Annotated in this window: 15 protein-coding genes; 4 read left to right on the top strand and 11 right to left on the bottom strand. The window is 31.1% G+C overall.

The genetic code is table 11. From position 1 onward, the window contains the following. A partial coding sequence (locus WC223_07050) for a hypothetical protein (GenBank protein MFA6923996.1) occupies positions 1 to 720 on the top strand: 720 nt, incomplete at its 5' end. Here WC223_07050 and lpxK read toward each other — a convergent pair. The 9 genes from lpxK to topA form a co-directional block, all read right to left on the bottom strand. After that, entirely contained in the window at positions 653 to 1,696 is a 1,044-nt protein-coding gene (gene lpxK, locus WC223_07045; protein MFA6923995.1) for a tetraacyldisaccharide 4'-kinase, read from the bottom strand. The two genes, WC223_07050 and lpxK, sit on opposite strands and share 68 nt — an antisense overlap. Before the next feature lie 184 nt (positions 1,697 to 1,880). Then, positions 1,881 to 2,414 carry a hypothetical protein gene (locus tag WC223_07040; protein ID MFA6923994.1) on the bottom strand — a complete coding sequence of 178 codons (534 nt, stop codon included), beginning with the start codon at positions 2,412 to 2,414 and terminating at the stop codon, positions 1,881 to 1,883. A 283-nt stretch (positions 2,415 to 2,697) separates the two neighbouring features. After that, positions 2,698 to 3,561 carry a gliding motility protein GldN gene (gene gldN, locus WC223_07035; GenBank protein MFA6923993.1) on the bottom strand — a complete coding sequence of 288 codons (864 nt, stop codon included), beginning with the start codon at positions 3,559 to 3,561 and terminating at the stop codon, positions 2,698 to 2,700. 29 nt (positions 3,562 to 3,590) lie between these two features. Further along, positions 3,591 to 5,171 (bottom strand): gliding motility protein GldM, encoded by a 1,581-nt coding sequence (gldM, locus tag WC223_07030; GenBank protein ID MFA6923992.1) that lies wholly within the window; start codon positions 5,169 to 5,171, stop codon positions 3,591 to 3,593. A 44-nt stretch (positions 5,172 to 5,215) separates the two neighbouring features. Continuing rightward, a complete protein-coding gene (gene gldL, locus WC223_07025; GenBank protein MFA6923991.1) occupies positions 5,216 to 6,217 on the bottom strand; it encodes a gliding motility protein GldL in 1,002 nt (333 codons plus the stop codon). A gap of 155 nt (positions 6,218 to 6,372) precedes the next feature. Continuing rightward, positions 6,373 to 7,728, bottom strand: a complete 1,356-nt coding sequence (locus tag WC223_07020; GenBank protein MFA6923990.1) for an SUMF1/EgtB/PvdO family nonheme iron enzyme — start codon at positions 7,726 to 7,728, stop codon at positions 6,373 to 6,375. 98 nt (positions 7,729 to 7,826) lie between these two features. Further along, the gene (locus WC223_07015) at positions 7,827 to 8,762 is read right to left on the bottom strand and encodes a PorP/SprF family type IX secretion system membrane protein (GenBank protein ID MFA6923989.1); all 936 of its coding nucleotides are present in this window, start codon (positions 8,760 to 8,762) and stop codon (positions 7,827 to 7,829) included. A 166-nt stretch (positions 8,763 to 8,928) separates the two neighbouring features. After that, the gene (locus WC223_07010; GenBank protein ID MFA6923988.1) at positions 8,929 to 10,092 is read right to left on the bottom strand and encodes a formimidoylglutamase; all 1,164 of its coding nucleotides are present in this window, start codon (positions 10,090 to 10,092) and stop codon (positions 8,929 to 8,931) included. 101 nt (positions 10,093 to 10,193) lie between these two features. Then, entirely contained in the window at positions 10,194 to 12,554 is a 2,361-nt protein-coding gene (gene topA / locus WC223_07005; protein MFA6923987.1) for a type I DNA topoisomerase, read from the bottom strand. Positions 12,555 to 12,722: 168 nt separating this feature from the next. Here topA and miaB point away from each other — a divergent pair, with 168 nt between their 5' ends. The 3 genes from miaB (at position 12,723) to WC223_06990 (ending at position 15,995) form a co-directional block, all read left to right on the top strand. After that, the gene (gene miaB / locus WC223_07000) at positions 12,723 to 14,060 is read left to right on the top strand and encodes a tRNA (N6-isopentenyl adenosine(37)-C2)-methylthiotransferase MiaB (GenBank protein ID MFA6923986.1); all 1,338 of its coding nucleotides are present in this window, start codon (positions 12,723 to 12,725) and stop codon (positions 14,058 to 14,060) included. A gap of 142 nt (positions 14,061 to 14,202) precedes the next feature. Then, complete coding sequence (locus tag WC223_06995; GenBank protein MFA6923985.1) at positions 14,203 to 15,174, top strand: NAD-dependent epimerase/dehydratase family protein; 972 nt, start codon at positions 14,203 to 14,205, stop codon at positions 15,172 to 15,174. Between the two features lie 101 nt (positions 15,175 to 15,275). Further along, positions 15,276 to 15,995 (top strand): glycosyltransferase, encoded by a 720-nt coding sequence (locus WC223_06990; protein ID MFA6923984.1) that lies wholly within the window; start codon positions 15,276 to 15,278, stop codon positions 15,993 to 15,995. Between the two features lie 88 nt (positions 15,996 to 16,083). Here the strand turns inward: WC223_06990 and WC223_06985 are convergent, their stop codons facing one another. Next, positions 16,084 to 20,724 carry a hypothetical protein gene (locus tag WC223_06985; GenBank protein ID MFA6923983.1) on the bottom strand — a complete coding sequence of 1,547 codons (4,641 nt, stop codon included), beginning with the start codon at positions 20,722 to 20,724 and terminating at the stop codon, positions 16,084 to 16,086. Between the two features lie 152 nt (positions 20,725 to 20,876). After that, on the bottom strand, positions 20,877 to 21,488 hold the full coding sequence (locus WC223_06980) for a hypothetical protein (GenBank protein MFA6923982.1): 612 nt from the start codon (positions 21,486 to 21,488) through the stop codon (positions 20,877 to 20,879). Positions 21,489 to 21,691 lie beyond the last annotated feature (203 nt).

Genomic DNA, 21,691 nt, shown 5'->3' with positions numbered 1-21,691 from the left:
GAAAAAGAAATTAACATGGGGAAAGGAAAAATAATTTTCTTAAATGGTGCATCAAGTGCCGGAAAAACAAGCATTGCAAAGCTCATATCGAAAAAAATCAACAATCCTCATCTTTATATAGGACTTAATGACATGTATTACAAACTTATACCACAAAAGTACTGGGCAGATGACCCTTACTTATACACAGGAGAACACCCTATTGAACCCGATATAAAAAAACACAACCTTCCAGATTTTCTTTTTACTGAATTAATGCAAAACATTTTTCCGGAATTCATGAAAGGATTTCACAAATCATTTTCAACTTATGCGGAGACAGGCATAAATATTATTGTTGACCATGTTCTTCAGGAAAAGGAATGGTTATATGAATGTGTAAAATATTTAAAAGAGCATGATGTTTATTATATAGGTATTAAATGCAATCTGAATATATTGGAAGAACGCGAAAAGTCAAGAGGGGACAGATATATAGGAATGGCTAAACATCAATGCCATAAAGTTCATGAAGACAGCATTTACGATTTTGAATCTGATACAAGTTTCAAAAGTCCTGAAGTATGTGCATTAGAAATTATTGAATTTATAAGAAAAACTCCAAAACCAATAGCTTTTAAAAAGATGTATGACTTTTACGTCACAAAAAAAATTAAGTCAGCGCATTTAAAACCACCTCTTCAAAAGCTTTTTTGTCTTCTTTATGTATTTGCGCATTAACAGGAACGTAAAAGAAAGGCAATAGTGATATTATTTCTCTTAATTCGGGTTTTTGAAGTTTCATATAATCTTTTTCAGTAGTAATTATTATTTTATTTTTTCTGAAAATATCTTTAAATACTTTTTCGATTTTCAGAATATCTTTTAAAGTATAATTATGGTGGTCGGGAAAGGTCAATATTTGAATTTCAATAAACTTTCTTTTCAAATGTTCATATAAAGGATTGGGATTAACTATACCGGTAAATATAACAGATGCAGAGATATCTTTATTAATAGCATATTTCGAGTTAGAAAAAGGAGTGATGTCATCATAATCCAGATAGGAAAAAAATAATTTCTGATAGTGTTCGGGTTTTATTTTTTCAGTAATGCTTTTTCTCTCAATAGGAGAAAATACTTTAGGCGTTTTTGTAACAACAATTACATCTGCCCTTTTAGCATTAGAGCGCCATTCTCTTAATCCTCCGGAAGGAAAAACAAAATCGTCTTTGTAAATATTTCCATATTCAGTAAGTAATATTGACAAATCCGGTTTAACAGCTCTGTGCTGAAAAGCATCATCAAGAATAATAGCTTTAATATTGTTATTTAATTCGAGAAGTTTATTAATTCCATCTGTTCTGTTTCCGTGAACTGCAACAACTGTATTTTTAAATTTCTTTTTTATCTGCAACGGCTCATCACCAATTTCTTCTGCTTTTGAATTTTCGGTTGCAATAACAAATCCTTTAGATTTTCTTTTATACCCTCTGCTTAAAACAGCAGTAACATATTTTTCTTTTAAAAATCGCACCAATAGTTCCACATGAGGAGTTTTTCCTGTTCCTCCAACTGATAAATTACCTACAGAAATTAAAGGAACTTTGAATCTATTAACACTTAAAATATTAATATCATATAAAACATTTCTTATAAATGTTATTATACCATAAATAAAAGAAATTGGAAATAATATAATTTTTATTAAAACCATTATATCTAATAAATATTTAGTGGCTAACTATTGTTTAAAGTTTTTTATACTTTAAATGGCTAAATTGTTAAATTGTTGTTTGTTGATTTATAACAATTGAACAATAAAACAAATATACAATTTTGTTTAAGCAAAAACCTATATTTATAACCATTTGAAGTATAACTTGAAGTACTGATTAGGTTTATTTACCAATTACATAACGAATTGTAAATCCCATATTAAAAACGCTGGGACCCGGTTTAATTATATCATAGAAAGGCATTGCATCAATTCCAACTGATATGGGGAAGTCATAAAAAACATAATCAAACCCTAAAATTCCATCTACTCCAAAATTATAAACTTTACCGGCATAATCATGTCCTTTTTTTCGATGAAAATATGTATCACCAATATATGAACCATAATGCAATCCGAATCCATAATACCAATATATATGAGAATATCTCATTTTCGGAAGATGGAATTGATTTTGAATTTCCATAAAAGTTGTAAATGAATATCCTGCATATCTGAATGCAAGAAATGCTTCAACAGCTTTATTATTTGCAGCATCGTGCTCAATATTATATTTAACGTCTATGCTGTTTGTTAAAGCCAGTCCTTCTCTTGTAAATTCATTAATTCCTCTATACCCAATTCCCATTATGTAATCCTGTCCACTGAGTTTAGAAGCAGAGATAACAATTAACGCAAAAAAGATTATTTTTTTCATATGTTTAAATTTTGTAAGTAATTGAAATTTCTGCTGTTAATTTGCTGCTTTGGTTAATTAACTTTTTTAGTTACTCACTCCCGCAAAAACCATCCGCACAACCTGTTCGTGAATATCCATGCATTACTTTGTTGAAAGTTGCGCTGCTCATTTAATCATTTACGGTTTGTGCATTTTTTTATTTGCATGGATATTTCATATTAATACATTTTTATAAAAAAACAAAAAATGCTCCCTTATATAAAAAAGGGAGCAAATATAATTTTAAATTAAATTTTTAAAACTAAAATTCCCATAAGTCATGCTCAACCTTGAAAATATCATTTTTTACTCTATCGGCTTCAAGTAAACAATCAAAGGGATTACAGTAATCTCCTACCCATCTGTCATAAACATTTTCTTCTTTTACAACATAGCTTCCAAATAGCCTTTTCCAAAAAATATCATCATAAGTTCTTCTTTCGGCATCATTTTGAAAATTAAAAATTTCGCTTACTGCTAATAAAGGTCTTGCATCAGGAAAATATATGTAAAACAAAGGTTGTTTTCCTTTTTCTACTTTTTCTCCTGTAGCCGGGTCAACTGTGAATTTAGTAACCAAAGGACAAATAGATAATACTCTGACTTCCATTACGGAACGCTGCCTGTCAAAAAACCAATCTTCTTTTATCTGAAATTGCTTTACATCAGTTGCAGCAAATTCAACCGGTACAGCAGCAACAGAGTCCTCATCAGGGTTTAATTTACTTTTTACTGTTACGCTGTCAATTCTAGAATTTTCTTTAACAATTTCCTGTGCAGTTTTCGGTTTCGTAAAATCAGGGTCGGAATAAGCAGTGAGTTTATAAGGAGAATCGGGAATTGTAACAGCATCCCATAATGTTTGAGCAAGACATTTTCTGTCATTTACAGGTTGTTCGGGATAATAGTATGGCAGGTTAATTTTTTCTCTTAAATCCATAACCCTCCATACACGTTTTGCCCACATCATATCTGCTTCACGCAGGTATATCCACATAATTGGTTTTCGATTTGGCGTATGAATTTTATCCCAAGCCCTATTGAGCGGCGCTTTAATTACCTGAGGGCATAGTTTTTCTCCGCAAAGTGAAAAAACTATAGTTAATAATAAAATGATTTTTTTCATATATCCCTCCTTTTATATTTTTAATTACATTAGTTTAATTTAAGAATTAAAGCAGGTAATCTTCTTGTGGTACCATCAGGTCCTTTGGCTTGTATGTTATCAAAAAATACTTTTTGTCCCGCTCTTCCTGTTTTGCATTTATCTATACATTCGGGTGTTAATTGTGAGCCCTGAATATTTCTGGTAAATAATAATCCCCCCTGTCCTAAAGTAGAAAACTCAAAACCTGTTACCGTATATCTTACACCGGCGAATAAAAAATCTTCTAACACTGCATTTAAATAAGGAGCTGCTACTATTGCATTTTTGTTAACAGGACCACCTCTTGAACCAGCTATCATTGGGATAGGATCCGGAATTTTCTTTATCCTGTATGGAAATGCTCCCATTGCTTTTTTTGAACCACCTAAATCGGCAGTTACGCTAACTTTTGTGTCTTTTCCACCTCCAACTTTTACCATGTACTTACCTTTACCAACTTTTCTTATTTGTCCGTTTGTCATTGAAACGAAAACTTTGTCATCGGACATGCCTGGCACTGATACTGATACCGGGTTGTCGAGACCAATATAGAACACATTCATATTTTCTGCAGCAACAGTTGCCGATGGTCTTGCAACAACATATTCACCATCGAAAGGATATGACTTAATTTTTCCATTAGGGTCTTTTAAATTAATTGTTCCTGAATATTTTTGAGGACCTTCGGCTCCGGCAGGAACTGCATAATGAACTTTTCCCGAATCACCATTGAGTTGATTTCCGTTTATAATAGCATACGGAGCCTGCGTTGAATTAAATGCAGCAACAATAATATCTGCTTCATATTTATCACCCGAAACAACAAAACGTGATTTGGGAATTACTTTTGCACCTATTTTATCAAATGTAAAGTCGGCAGCATGAATTGACCTCATCAAATACGCCAGCATATCGGCTTCAATATTATTAATATCTGCAATAAATTTATTTAACAAAGCAACATCCGCAGCTAAGATAATATGATAAAATGTATTCATCTGCCATGGTTGTTTTTTTTCTTCAGTTTTATTATAAGTATCAGCAGTTTTGATTGGAAAATTAAATTTAGGGTCAATTTGCAAAATATAATCTCTGAATGCATTTATTTTGTTCTTCAGTTCTTCACCTTTTGCTCCCTTTCCCGTTTCACTTTGTCCGATTAATATTTCCATCGGTTTATCATAATTATCTTTCATTTTGATTTCGTTCTTCATATCAAGGGTGTCTTCTTTGTAATATTTCCAATCTTCAGAATTTCTGTCTTTAGTACCCTTTTCAGTATATGCAATGATATCAGTTCTTAAATCTCTTATGTATTTAGTCATTTCATCTGCTTTTACTTTCATTTCTTTTGCTTTGTCGAAATACTTCTGAACTTTTGCTTTATCATTGTTATAAGCAGCTGCAAATTGCTGCCATGTGACTGCATTCTTATTGTCAAGCACCATACCCGCTTTAACCAAACTATCATTAACAATAGCAAATGCATCAAGAACTGCTTTCGACACATTCAATGCTAACAAAGCCGTTAACACTAAATACATCATATTGATCATTTTTTGTCTCGGGGTTAATACTCCTCCACTCATAATTTAAATATTTAAATGTTTGCTATTTTCATTTTATTAATCAATTATCTGTTACCGCTCATTGCGCTTAACATTCCACCATAAACATTATTCAAAGCAGAAATATTAGAAGTCAATTGAGCAACAGCGTCATTTAATTTTCTTGTATCTTCTGCAGAATTTTTCAGATATGCTACAAATTCACTTACTCCCTGATTGAGAGATGCTGAAGCATTTGCCTGTGCACTCATTTCTTTTAATTGTAATTCATAAGCAGAATTCAGCGATGACAAATTCTTTGACATACCTTGCATCTGACTCACAAATTCCTGACCGTTGATTTTTGAAAAATCTAATGTCTGAGCTGATTTAACAAGCATTTCAGAAGACCTTACATAATTACCCGCCAAATCCTGTGCTGATTTGCTTGCTGCTTTAATTGACTGGAGATATTCTTCGTTAACAGATATATCGCCCTTCATAATTTCCGATGCCTGTTTGTATGAATTTGCCAGAATAGTTGCAGATTCTTTAACTCCACCCATAGTAGCTGCTAATTCATTTCTAACAGTTGCATCTTTTCTCATTGACTCGGAACTTTGTGAAAATGCCTGTGATAATTCTTCAGCCGACTTGGTTACATTTTTAATTTTACTTGCATATTCGGTGCTTGCAACTGAAGCTTGTGTAATATCGGTTAGTTTTGATGTATTATCACTTAAATTCTTCAACCCTTGCCCTAAACTGGATATTAGTTCCGGACCAACTTTTGATTCTTCAAGCATCTTATCAAGTTGCTGGGTCAATGTTCCTTTCTTATCCTTAGTATTATCATGTAGTCCTGCAAATTCCGGATATACCAAGCTCCAGTCGTACATTGGATGAGGTGGTTCAAATGCCGAGAAAAAGAATATTATTGCTTCAGTTCCCAACCCCAAGCACAACATCACGCCAGATCCAGGATAGTGCTGAATTTTAAATAATGCTCCAACTATAACCAGAGATGCACCCCAGCCATACAATCTTGCCATAAAAAGCTTATAACTTCTTGTTTCGTAAAATGCCATAATTTTGAGTTTTTAATTGGTTAGTACTTTTATTTAATATATATTGGCTAAATTATTAATTAATTTATTAAAAAAGCAAGTTTAAAACACATTATTTTTTATAAATTATGCATAATTGCAAATATGCAAGACGAACTCATTAAAAATTAAGATTATTAATAAACATTAGAAGCACCGCCACCGTCACCAATATCTCTTCCCAAATAAGATTCGACACATCTGAAACCAATGTAACATTTTGCAGTATCCTGATATTCATAAGTTCTTGTACCTGTCTGCATATAATAGCCAATACCTGTCCATGAACCACCTCTTGTTACTTTTCTTTTCAATGCAGAAGGGTCATCCTCTTTTGCTTCATAAGTATAATCCATATTTAAATCATGAGCAAAATTATAAGCTGATTCATCAAAAGCATTGCTTGTCCACTCGGCAGCATTTCCTGACATATCATATAATCCAAAATCATTAGGTGCATAATGTGCAACTATTATTGTCTGCAATCCGCCGTCGTCCAAATAGTTTCCTCTTAAAGGTTTGTAATTACCAAGAAAGCATCCATTACTGTTACGGATATAAGGACCGCCCCATGGGAAAGGACTTAAATCCAATCCTCCGCGTGCTGCCCATTCCCATTCCGATTCGGTAGGTAATCTAAAATCCTGTACTGTAGCTTCATCACGGGTTTGAAGGTAAACATTCAATAACTGGGTTCTCCATATACAAAAAGCACGTGCCTGTTTCCAGCTAATACCCACAACAGGATAATAATCAAATGCAGGGTGCCAGAAATAAGCATTTGTCATAGGTTCATTGAAAGAATATATAAAATCATGCACCCAGCAAAGTGTATCGGGATAGATATTTATTTTATCTTTTTTAACAAAATAGCTTCTGTCGGGTATTCCGTTCAGATATTTGCCTGTTTTAAAATCAAATCTATTTGCTTTGGATGCAGCCGATTTATAATCTATTATGTAATAATCATACATTAGTTTTCTGGTGTCTAATTCTTTTCTTCTGAAATATCTTTCATGCTGAGGTAAGAATAAAGGTTCTAAAACATCTCTGTCTTCTTGTTCATCCCATCGTATTTTCTCTCTCCAATTAATAACAGGAGGTTCAAATGGTTGTCCCCATTCATCTTCTGTAACCAAATGTGCTTCATTTTGTTCTCCCAGCATTCTATGAGCAATTGAATCTCTTACCCAGTAAACAAATTGCCTGTATTCATTATTCACTATTTCTGTTTCATCCATATAAAATGCAGCAAGAGAAACTGTTTTTGATTGAGCTGTGATTGAATAGGGTACGTCCTGATCACTAGGCCCCATGTTATAACTTCCCTGAGGAATAAACAACATTCCATAAGGAATTGCCTGATAAAAGTCATCTCGGTCTTGAACTCCGATTAATTGTCCTTTGCCTGGGTCGCCACAACTGCTCAGCATGCCAAGCAATATGGAAACTAATACAATACTACTACTTAAATTTTTTATTTGTTTTTTCATAGTTTTTGACAATTGGGAATGAGTTAGAAATCTATATTTTTAACAATTTTTACGAAATATGAATTTAAATTGTTTCGTAATATTATGTTTATTATTTTTTATAAAAATCTTGTTGTATGGTGTCCTGTCGGTTTATATACAGGAACTATCTTGAAGCAATAGCTTGCCATAACTTCCCATGAGCCATTGCTGTAATTGTTTTTACCAATTTCTGAGGTTGTAAAATCATAAGATAATCCGATTTTATATGATTTAAAATACATTCCCACAAGAAATGCAACTGCATCCTGATACCTGTAACTCGCTCCTCCCCAGAATTTTTTATCAAACAAAACAAGAGCACTCAGGTCAAATTGAGTTGATGCACCATCGCTTTTAACAAAAACAGAGGGAAGAACATCAATCTTTGAAGAAGCATTGAATGTATATCCGGCGGTAAAATAATAATGTCTGGCATTTTGTTCCACAGCATTGGTTTCAGAAAAACCTTTAAATCCCTTTCCTTCTATCATCTGGGTTGAACTTGCGCCAAAATATATTTTATTCTGAATTTCATAAAATACCCCGAAGTTTAAATCAAAAAACATATCACTTGCTTTTGATTTAGATGATATAACGGGGTCATTAGCATCAAAAGCTTTGAATTTACTGAAATCAATTACCTCATTTAACAAACCCAACTGCAATCCTATACCCAGGTTACCTTTTCCAACTATGAAATTGTATGCATAAGCTCCTTTTACATAAGTTCTGTCGGATGCACCCAAAATATCTTTGTACACAGTCAAACCAAGTCCACCCATAAGTGGATTTACATATCCATCAATTGTTAATTGATAGGTTTTAGGTTCGCCGCCAAAACCCATCCATTGATTTCTGCCCTGTAAATTCACACAAATGGCTTTGTTAAAACCAGCATAACCTGGATTTGTTCCAAAGTGATTAAACATATTTTGCGTAAACTGATATTCCTGTTGAGAGAATGCAAAATCAACAATTGCAAGTGTCAGTATAAAAATGAATATTTTTTTCATAATCATTAATAGTTTAAGTTTTTAAAATGAGGGCATAAAAATAATAAAAAAAAACCATAAAAACAAAATTTTATCAAATATATTTACAATTATTTTTTCAACAAAACTAATAATTTATATAACTCTTCTCCTTTTTATACGCAATTTTTTGAGAAAGGTTATGTTGTTAGCTGAATTTTTGATAAGCCTGCCACCATCTGTCGGGCATGTCTTCCCTGCATGCTGTTTGATAATCGGTATATGAGCATGGAATCAGATGGTGTCTTTCGTATTTATCGGTAGTGCATGGAACTTCCATCCACCATCTGTCGCTTTTTTTACTTTTATAAAAAATTATCTCATATTTATTTTTCTGAATGTTAACTCTGTATTGCAAATAATCGGATTTATCTTTCAGGGGGAAATCATGTTTTCTGTTATAAAATCCATCAATAAAGTACCAAATTATTTGTGCAACGAGGTGAGATGTTTGTTCTTCCTTGTCATGTATGGGATTCAACTCATAAAAACCTATTGATGACAATTTATCGCTAAGTCCTGCATATCGTGCAATTCTGCACATTTCCTCTCCATAAAATCCATTTGGTGATACATTTCCATTACCAGGCGCATCTGATTTTCGTATTGAAGAAATATCTATGCTCAGCATGTCGGCATTCCTAACAATGGGTTCGACTTCTTCCATGTCTGCTCTCACATCGCCTAATCTGTAAATATCGAAATAGAGTTTTTTCATAAGTTCGATTGCATCCTGGTCAACAAAATATGTTTGATATCCTATGTTGGCGTAGTTGAACAAAAAATTCGGCTGATGCAATATTATTTTGCTCAAATAAGAGTGTGAATTCAGTTTGGTTTCTTCTTTTCCGAGGTCGAAATGAGAATCTACTGTTACAATATTTATTATTTGTCCTAATTGTTCATACGCAAGGTAGTTTGCGTAAGTGATATCCTGACTTCCACCAATTATTACGGGTAAAATATTGTTTTTAATCAATTCCTCAATTACTGAGCTCACAGCAAAATAAGTATCCTTAACATCAAATCCTCTTTTTATATTACCAAGGTCAGCAATTTTCAGGTCATATCCACCGGAAAAAAGTTTATAAAAATATTTTCGCACGTAATCGGGAGCCAAAGCGCATCCTTCATTATTTATACTTTTTCTATCTTCTTTTACTCCAATAATTGCGATATGCACATTTTCCAAAGAAGGAAAATTTTCACCAGTATATGGCTTAATAATACTTCCCAACATGCCTTTTGAAAATTCATAATCAGCATTCAGAATATCTTTGTCGGCAGGTTCAAAATATACAGATATGTCCATTGTTAAAAATTAAAAAAAAATTAGCGTATTTTTATATAGTTTGTTGTTTGTAGTTTGTAATTACGCATTAAACCAACATAAATGATTTTTTAACGACAAACTTATTTCTTTGCATAAAATTTCTTTTTTGTTTTTTTCGCCGGTTTTTCAGTTTTTTTATTTTCTTCGGCAATTTTAAGGCAATCTTCAACTGTAAGATTACCAATATCTTTTTTATCTTTTGGTAATTTATAATTTTCTTTTCCTATTGCCAAATAATTGCCCCATCTTCCTTTCAATATTTTTATATCATTTCTTTCATCAAATGTTTTCACTTCCCTTTCCAGATTCTTTTTTCTTTTTTCTTCAATAATTTCAATTGCTCTTTCCTTTGTAACTTTCAAAGGGTCGTCATCTTTTGATAATGAATAAAAACTGTTGTTATGCTTTACATAAGGACCGAATCTGCCAACTCCGATTGTCAGTATTTCGGATTCATATTCACCAATATTTTTTGGAAACTTAAATAAATCCAATGCTTCTTCAAGTGTTATGGTTTCTATGCTTTGATTTTTTAATAATCCGGCAAACCTTGGTTTTTCTGATTTATCGGCTTTCTTATCTGCATTTTTATCAACATCTCCAATTTGAACAACCGGACCATATCTGCCGATTTTCACGTATACATTTTTACCGGTTTCTTTGTCAACTCCAAGTAATTTTTCTCCTTGCGCTCTTGTTTTATCTTCAAGAGTTTCGGTAACATTTTTGTGAAATGGCTTGTAAAAATGCTTTATCATATCGTTCCACACTTTTTTTCCCTGTGCAATTTCATCAAATTCTTTTTCAACGCTTGCAGTAAAATTATAATCAAGGATATCTTCAAATGTTTTTACCAGAAAATCATTAACAACAAAGCCAATATCGGTTGGAAAGAGTTTTGACTTCTCATAACCCGTGATTTGTGTTTCTGTTTTCTCCGAAATTTTATCATTTACCAATATAAAAACATCATAATTTCTTTTTTCTCCATCTCTGCTTTCATTCACAACATATTCTCTTTTCTGGATAGTGGAAATTGTGGGTGCATAAGTAGAAGGACGACCTATGCCGAGTTCTTCGAGTTTTTTCACCAAACTTGCTTCTGTATATCTTGGTGGATGAAGTGTAAAAGATTCAGTGGCATTAATAATTTTAACATTAAAAAATTCTCCGATTTTTATTGGAGGCAACATTCCTTTATTTTCTTCATTATTATTTTCGTCATCCGAAGATTCCATATATACTTTAAGGAATCCGTCAAATTTTATAACTTCTCCTTTTGCAATAAATTTTTCTTCTGCTTTGGATATGCCGATTGTTACATTTGTTTTTTCTAATGATGCTTCTGTCATTTGAGAAGCAATAGTTCTTTTCCATATCAGGTCATATAGTTTTTTTTGTGCAGCATCACCTTCAATTATTTGATTGCTGATGTATGTTGGACGAATTGCTTCATGTGCTTCCTGTGCACCTTTTGTTTTTGTAGTATATTGCCTCGTATGAACATATTTTTCACCGTATAATTTAATAATTTCTTCTTTGGTAGTTCCAAGTGCAAGATTTGACAAGCTCACAGAATCGGTTCGCATATAAGTAATTTTTCCAGATTCATAAAGCTGCTGAGCAACAACCATTGTTCTGGAAACCGAAAAGCCGAGTTTTCTGCTTGCTTCCTGCTGCAAAGTAGAAGTAGTAAATGGCGGCGAAGGGTATTTTTTTGATGGTTTTGTTTCAAGGTTATCAACTTTAAATTCGGCACCTATACATTTAGTTAAAAATTCTAATGCTTTTTCTTTTGATTCGAATTTATTTGAGAGCTCGGCTTTTACAACTGTTCCATCGCTCATGGTAAAGTCCGCACCCACCCTGAAAAATGATGAAGTCATAAAAGCATTTATTTCTTTTTCGCGCTCAACAATTAATCTCACTGTTACAGATTGAACCCTGCCGGCAGACAAAGAAGGTTTAACTTTTCTCCACAAAATAGGCGAAAGCTCAAAACCCACAAGACGGTCTAAAACCCGTCGTGCCTGCTGCGCATCAACAAGATGTTTATCAATATTTCTTGGATTTTCTATTGCCTCCTGAATTGCAGTTTTTGTTATTTCGTGAAATACGATTCTTTTTGTTTTATTATCTTTCAATTCCAGTGCTTCTTTAAGATGCCATGCAATTGCTTCTCCCTCGCGGTCTTCGTCAGTAGCAAGCCAGATGATTTCGGCTTTATCAGCAAGTTTTTTTAATTGCGACACAACATCTTTTTTATCTGAGGGAACTTCATAATAAGGCATAAACTCCTTGTCAACATCGATGGAAAGTTTTTTTTCTGACAAATCTCTGATATGTCCGTAACTTGACCTGACAAGAAATTCTTCACCAAGAAACTTTTCGATTGTTTTTGCTTTTGCCGGAGATTCAACTATAACAAGATTTTTAGCCATCTTATATTTTTTTATTTTTTATAATTCCTTAAATTCTCTTTTCTTTTTTTTTCAGAATATATTTTTGCAAAGAAAAAAATAGTTTTGGAATAAATCATAATTTTTTTTTAAAATGATTTTGCAAAACTTTTTTCTACCTTTGTGAAATCATTGTCTAATTGAACTTTCGTGGATAAAAAAAAATTTTATATTGAGACATACGGTTGCCAGATGAATTTTTCGGATAGCGAAATTGCTTCATCGGTGATGATAAAAAATAATTATGAAATTACAGATAACCCCAAACAAGCTGATATTATTCTTATTAACACATGTTCGGTAAGAGACAACGCAGAACAAAGAGTACGAAACCGTCTTAAAAACCTAACACCACTGAAAAAGAAAAAAAAGGATTTAATAATAGGCATTATCGGATGCATGGCTGAAAGAATAAAAGAAAAACTATTTGAAGAAGAAAAAAAAATCGACATTGTTGCAGGTCCCGATGCATATAGAAATCTGCCCGAATTAATTGAAACTGCCGTAAAAAAACTTAAAGCAATAAATGTAAAACTTTCCTGTGAAGAAACTTACGACGATATTATTCCTTTCAAAGTTGAATCAAAAGGAATAAGTGCGTTTATTTCGATAATGCGCGGCTGCGAAAATTTCTGTTCGTATTGCGTTGTACCTTTCACTCGCGGAAAGGAAAGAAGCAGAAACCCCGAAACAATAATAAAGGAAGCAAAAAAATTATTTGCAAATGGATATAGGGAAATTATACTTCTCGGACAAAATGTTAATTCATATAAATGGAATTCAAATTTCGGTTTTACAAATCTCATCGAATTGGTTGCAGAAATAAGTCCGTTGCTCAGAGTAAGATTTACAACTTCACATCCCAAAGATTTAACTGACGATTTATTATATGTTATTTTAAGAAATAAAAATATTTGCAGGCACATTCATTTGCCGCTACAATCAGGAAGTACAAAGATTTTAAATTTAATGAACCGCAAATATTCGCGCGAATGGTATTTGAACCGAATTGAAGCAATAAAAAAAATAATTCCCGGATGTTCTGTAACCACGGATATAATTTGTGGTTTCTGCACTGAAAATGAAGAAGACCATGAAAACACAATATCACTTATGGAAACAGCAGGTTTTGATTATGCTTATATGTTTAAATATTCCGAACGTCCCGATACGCCTGCAAGTAAAAAATATAAAGATGACGTGCCTGAAGAAATAAAATTAAAACGTCTGCAGGAAATAATAAGTTTACAAAGAAAACTTTCGCATAAAAGCAATATAAATGATTTGAATAAAACATTTGAAGTTCTTATAGAAGGAGAATCGAAAAAAAATAAAAATAATTTTTACGGCAGAAATTCACAAAACAAAATAGTAATATTTCCAAAATATGAAAATAAAAATTCATCCGAAAAATACCAAATCGGAGATTATATTAATATTAAAATAAAAGGATGTACGTCAGCAACGCTGAGAGGAGAATTGGTATAAACTCGTAAACTTCATTATTCATTATTCGATGTTCATTATTTTTTATTTTAAAAAAATATCGAATGTCGAACACTGAATGTCGAATGTCGAAGTTAAACAATTAAACTATTTTTATAACTTTGCAAGCATAAATAAAATTCATATGAAAATTTTTATAACAGGAGTTGCAGGATTTATCGGCTCCAACCTTGCAAAAAAACTACTATCACTCGGACATGAGATTTGTGGAATTGACAATATGAATTATGGTTTCGAAAGAAATATTGAAGTTTTAAGAGCAAATCCGAAATTTCAATTCATTTATGGCGATATCGGAAATCCTATGGTAATTAAGGATTACAAAGCAGATATTATTGTTCATCTGGCTTCGCAGAAAATCCCGAGATATTCAAATGCTCTGCGTGTAATTGATGAAAATTATTTGATGCTCAAGAATGTTGTAAATAAATGTATAATTGATAGAAGCAAAATAGTATTTGCGTCCACTTCTGATGTATATGGCAAAAACACCAATGTTCCTTTTTCCGAAGATTCAGATCTACTTTTAGGACCGCCTCAGATAAAAAGATGGGCTTATGCATTATCAAAAATTTATGGCGAACAATTTATAATGGCAAATAATGATGAATATGGTTTGCCTTTTACTATCGTAAGATTTTTCGGTTCTTATGGTCCAAATCAAAACCTCACATGGTGGGGCGGACCGCAATCTGTGTTTATAAATCAGGCATTCAAAAAAGAACCGATAGAAATACACGGTGACGGAAAACAAACAAGAACTTTCACTTATATTGACGACACTATTGAAGCACTTGCAATGTGTGTATTAAGCGAAAAAGCAAACGGTGAAATATTTAATATTGCAACAAATCCCGATGAAGAAATTGCAATCGTTGATTTGGCAAAAATTATCTGGCAACTTATAAACGGAGAAAAAGATATTCCAAAATTAAACTTCATCCCCTACTCTACTTTTGGCAGATACGAAGACGTTCCGCGAAGAGTTCCTAATATAGATAAAATAAAAAACATCCTCCATTTTGAACCAAAAATAAAACTTAAAGAGGGATTGCTCAAAACTATTGAGTGGCAGAAAAAAATAATGAAGGTTTAAATATTAATTCGTCAAATAGTTTAATTATTTCATTAAACTATGGAATATTTGATTGCAATAAATCAGCATGATATTTTTGTTTACTAAAAGATTTTTTTTCAATGAAATTATATTTTTTAATTCCTGTTTTTAACGAATCCCAGAACATAGAACATCTTTACAATAATCTTATAAAAGCTGTTGGCAATTATGAAAAGTTTTACGTATTTGTTGATGATTACTCAACAGATAATACAATTGATATGCTCAATAACTTTTTCAAAAGTAATTTTATCGTAATAAGAAAAGAAAAAAACTGCGGTCCCGGCGATTCTTTTAACAAAGGTTTTGAATGGATTTTAAACGACAGCAAAAATGAAAACGATTTGATTGTAACACTTGAAGGCGACAACACTTCCGATTTAAATATTCTTCCGAATATGCTTACAATTTCAAACTTAAAATATAATTTAGTTCTTGCATCAGTTTACGCACAAGGTGGCGGATTCGGAAAAACAAGCTTTTTTAGAAAAATTATTTCCCTCATTGCAAATATGCTTTTCAGGTCTTTTTTCAATATTAAGGTTTTAACATTAAGCTCATTTTACAGAGTATATCACATTTCTCTTATCAAGAAAATAAAAGAAAGATACGGTGTAATTATTAAAGAAAACGGTTTTATAAGCATGCTTGAGATATTGATAAAAGCCATAAGAGTAAATGCAAGCATAATTGAAGTACCAATGCTGCTTAAATCGGAAAATAGAAAAGGCAAATCAAAAATGAAAATTTTTAAAAATACTTTGAACTATATAAGGTTTTTGTTTTTCAATAAATTTTAAATTAAATAAATTAACTTGATTTTATAATGCTTTAACACCACAGATTCAGATTAAATATTGAAAAAAATTAAGACACTATTAACTTTTATTACCTATAATATATCTTCTTTGCTTCTTTATTGGTTATCTTTTTGCCCTTATAATATGCTATTATGTGAGCGCCTTCAAATCCACGCTTAACCAAACCATCCTTATAAACACTTGCATCAAGAAAATTATCGAATTTTCCACTGCAGATACGATACGACTTGTCATTTTTTTCCAAAAAAACATCCTTTAATGCTTCAAATTTTGTAACATCCGGCTTCATATACACTCCAACCTGAATAGTAAAAAACAATTCCCTTACCGTTTTCGGATTAGTTGAATTGTTTATAAATTTTTGTATTTTTTCGGCATCGACAGCTTTTTTGTCTTCAACAACAGATGCAGTATCTTTTGATATAATTATGCTGTTTTCCTTTTGTTTTGTATCATTTTCCCATAAGGCAAACAACTTGTCTTCTTCCTGCTTTTTTTGTTTCTCGAGTTCTTCAGTTCCCTGCTTTGTCTTATTGTTCAGTGAATCGCTCGCAGATTTGGTTTTTAAATCCGGCTGAACAATATTGTCTTTTTTCTCTGTATTTATCTTTTCAATCGTTTTTTTATTAGCTGCGGCAGTGTCTATAGGCAGATTTTCGCTATTTTCTTTCTTTACTTCTTTTTCTTTCAAGTCATTATTTACTTTGCTTTCTTCCTGCTTTTTTTGCTTTTCGGGTTCTTCGCTTTTTTTATTTAATAACTTATTAAGCGAACCAACTGACGACTTATTGTATTTCTTTATGTCATTGGCAACTTCGGAATACAAGTTTAAACGTGCTTTTGCACTATCAATTTCATTCTGAATTTTTGCTGTCTTATTATTAACCTTGCTTTCTTTTTCCTGATTTATTTTTATATCGCTGTTAACTTCTTCAGCTTTTTTCAAATATATTTCTTTTGTATCTTTTTTTCTTGAATTATCAGCATCTCTTTTAATATTTTCATAGTCCCCTTTCAATATATTAATCTCATCTTGAATCTGTCTGCTCTGTTGTGAATATTCATTTAATTCATTTTCTTTTGTCTTAATAAACATTTTATCGCGTTCATCAGAAAAAATCAAATTCGTATCAACATTTGTGTTCTTTTGTATGTTAGACATTTTTTCAATAATTCCAATGGATGCATCAATTGAATCAGATGCTATTTTCAACTTAACATCCGATGCATATCTATTTATGGAATCAGTTCCGTTTTGTTTTGTTTTCACAGCGTCATCCAGCCGGCTTTTTACACTTTCCGCAATAACAGATTTGCCATTTAACCGTTCAACTTCCGAGTGAAGAACATTTGCTTTTTTTGCTGCTGTTGTATCACCTGTATTTACAGCATTGGAAGAAGTTTTTGCAATTTCCCTGTTCTTATCTTCTGCCGATAATTTATATGATTCATTAACACCTTTCGCAGCTTCATCAAGAGCTTTCAATCTTTCGAGGTATTGCTGAGTTTCTTTAACCTTGCTGTCAGCAGAATTCATTATTTCATTTTTCTTTGCTTCTTTTGCTGCAATTTCAGCGGCGGCTTTTTCTGCCGCCAGCTTTTTTGCAGTTGCTTTTTCTGCCGCCGTTTTTTTAATTGCCGCTTTTTGTTCGGCTAATTTTTCGGCGGCAGTTTTTTTAATCACTGCTTGTTTAGTAACAACTTTATTAACTGCTGCTGCTTCATTAATCGCCGGCTTTTCTTCTGCGGGCTTTACATTTTCCGATTTTTCATTGCCGTTACCAAACTTTTTTATATTAACTTTTCTCTTTTTCTCAACAACATAAAAAGGGATATAAAGGTTTTCTGTTTGTTCGTTAAGAGTAATAGTAAAATCGTTCTGCATCAATATAAATTGACTGCTAAGAATTTTCTCATCCATAGAAATAGTATATTTACCATAAGGCAAATAAAATTCATATTCACCTTTGGAATTTGTTAATGTATAATATGATTTTCCATCATGTGCTACAATTTTAATTTTTGATAAATCAATAGGTTTTTCAATATCACCGGCAAACTTTTCCCTTTCGAGTAAAATGCTGCCATATATTTTTACTCCTTTTACAAAAGGTATATATCTTATTTCATTTTTCTTGAATATTGAAATTGTATCTTCTTTGTTAGCAAACCATCCTTGCAAATCATCAAGCGGAAATACCATGAAAGTATATTTACCAACAGGAACATTTTTAAATGTGGCTACTCCTTTTTCGCTAGTTATTGCTTCCCAACCGTCAATTCTTATAACAATATTATCTAAAAAGTTTTCATTTTCATCCATTTTATGATTTCCATTAACATCAATAAAAGGAATTATTGTAACATTTGCATATCTGATTTTTGAACTTGGTATAGGTATTCCAAATTCTTTTCTGATACCGAATCCTATATTCATTCCACTTGAAACTGTTGGTTTTGCTTCTGTTTGTTGTTGGTTAATATTATTATAATAATCTTTAAGACCCTTTTGTGTATTAGAGCTTGATAAATAACAACTCAAATTAAGTTTAAATCTCCATCCCGATACGGTATAATAAAATACATCAGAACTGACATTAAAACTATTGCTGTAAAATTGATTATAATATGAGTATCCTATATTATTTTGAATTGCAAATCTGGTATTTTTAAATAAATATTGATTTTGCAATGATAGACCAAGTGCTTGAGGATATTTGTTACTTAAACTTGTATAATATTGTTTTGATACGGAATTAGAGCCATAATTATATCTAACGTTAATTCCGTATGTACGATATTTGAGCAAAAAGAAATTTTGAATAAAGAAATAATCTCTTTTGTTTACTTCATCTAAATATTTGTTATAGCCGGTTCTTAAGGAAAAAGATGCGTTCAAATTATTATCTTTTTTAAAAATACTATAATTCAATCCAAGTCCTCTTGAATGTACTATGTAGTTTGAAATATCAGAAATGTTATAAAAAACCAAAGGTTTGAAATTACCTGTTTTTGATTTTAAAATATCGTTTCCTATTGAAAAAGAATTACTATAAACTTTACTAAACATTGTTCCTGTCTCATACTCATTATAACTATTGGAAAAGAATAATTTGGTTTTTTTGCTTATTTGCAATGTGTTATTAAAAAATAAGTTGAAACTCTTTGAATTATATATCCCAAAATTACTCGAAGAATTAGTTACATTGGCATTTGTGTTTAGTTTGTTTTTAAAAAAAATTCCCGAATATGACAAATTACTTGAGTATCCAAACCGGTTGATTTTTTTATTATTTATATTATAACTATTGCTTCCTGCAAGAGAAATACTTATATAATGTTTCTTAAATAGCAAAAATGAATTTCCGAATGATAATATATCCGTATTGGTTTTATTTATTTCATTTATAGAATGCCCATAATTAGTTGAGAAATGAATATTAGAACGGGTATAATAATCATTAAAAATTCCTATACTTGTAATATTTTTAGATGCTAATAAATTATTTGAGCGGGTTAAGGATGCTCCGATTTTATTTCTGCTTGTTATATAATAATCGCATTTAATACCTTTACTTCCCCCCATACCATATACTCCGGTTGGAACATCACCTATTTGAATACTTCCTTTTTTATAAAAATAACCCAGATATAAAGGGATATTTTTTGTAATATTTGTGAAATAGTTTGAAGCAAAACCAAGTTGTGTACTATATACTAAATTTGCTTTATTGCTTAAAATGGTATTGCCATGTAAATCAATTATTGTCGTTGTGGAACTATTAAGTACGTTGTAAACATTTGCATCAACAACTAAAGGAATAACAGAACTGCCGAATGGGCTTACCATTTTTTCGGAAGGTAATCTGACAAAGTCCAATTTTTTTCCAATCCTTGGGGAATTAACGTAGAAAGATTTTTTAGGTACTGAAGAATTTATAAATAAATTGAATCTGCTTTCGCTTGTTTGCGATAATGGTTTATGATTTTCAATATCTACCCATTGTTTATTTCTTATATTATCCGAATATTTTAATTTAAGATAAATTGTTGTATCCTTTAGCGGTTCAACTGTATAATTGTTATATAGCTTTGTCAATAATTTACCGGAAGTGTCAGATATAAATACATTTTTACTATTATTATTTAAAGTAACAAATAAATCTATTTTTTCATTTCCAAGATTATAAAGATTATATGAGAAATTTGTAGTATTTTCATTATTTCTAAAATATGTAACATTTTCAGGCGAAACATTCAATTCCCACTTAACAATTTTTTTTGTTGATGCGAAAAAAAAGTCATTTGCCAATGGTTTTCCATCCGTTGTAAATGCAAATGCGTTAAATAAAAATTTTGTACTTCCTACTAAAACTGCAGGTGGTAAAATCCTTATGGGAATAAATATAAAATCATTCGGTTTAATTTCATATATTTTTTCTTTGTTATTTAATATTTTCCATCCATTTGGATAAGTTACATTAATTATAAATTCAACTTTTTTGTCTGTCTTGTTATTTACTGCTAATACATTTGAAATAAGTTCTCCCTTGATAAATGCTATATCCGGCTTGATAAATTTTATTGATAATGTTTGAAAGTTATTATAAGTGTTATGTGTAGTGACATTCTGTGAAAAAGATTGACAACTTAACAATAAAATTAAGAGGTATAAAAAAAAACAAAATATTTTTTTTACTAAAATCATTAAGTATTGTTTATACAATAAATACTTATACGATTTTAAGTAAACATTGTTTCGGAATTATAAATGTTAACTTTTGAAGATTACAGTTTTCAGCTTAAAGTTAATAGTTCAGGTATCAAGAGTTTTTATTATTCAATATTCATTATTCATTTCTAATTATCTTCCATCAAAACAAAATTTAAACTGATTTGATATAATCCCGGTCTATAACTATATCCCGGTTTTATCCTGTAATCAATTATAAAAGTATATGCTTCGTAATTTGTTAAATAACTACCTACTGAATTTACATTCAGAGAGCATGGTCCATAGTTTAAAGAATTTCCGTCAATAATATATACAATATCATCATAATTTATAAATCTCGAAGCAAATAAATTAAGCGACGAAGTATTACAACCATTTCTAACTCTTATTTGAAGCATATCTAAAGTTGGCATATTTCCGGCTGTTCCATAATTTTCAATTTGTTCCCATTCTTTATCAGGTGTTCCTTTAACATGGTTATTGTCCAATTCTATTTTGAGTTTCCACATACAATTGGGGTTATCTATAATGCTGTCAACTTTTATTCTCAGCATAGTAGCCCCGCTTATTGTTATACCGCCTAAATATTTTGCAAAAGAATCAAATGTAAAATTTACATTTTGTTCGGTAGATAATAATACATAAGATGTAGGGTAATGCTGACAATTCTGAGCTTTAACAAACAAAGTACAGACAAATAATATTATAAATAAATTGATTTTGATTTTTATTTTCATTTTCATTTTTTGTATATTAGTTTTCAGTTTATAGTTCTCAGTTTTAACAGCACAAGTTTTTTTATTTTTCACTATTTATTTTTAATATATTAATTTTTTCTTTGTGTTTAGATTTTTGTTTTATCAAAAATAACAAAAATTTTCAAAGATTATAAAAGGTACTTCAAATAACTGAAAATTAACTTGTAAAATTAGTTCATTAT

The sequence above is a fragment of the Bacteroidales bacterium genome (assembly GCA_041671145.1).
Lineage (GTDB): Bacteria > Bacteroidota > Bacteroidia > Bacteroidales > JAHJDW01 > JAQUPB01.
Note: the sequence above shows the minus strand (reverse complement) of the source record. Positions and strands in the feature narration are given on the sequence as shown.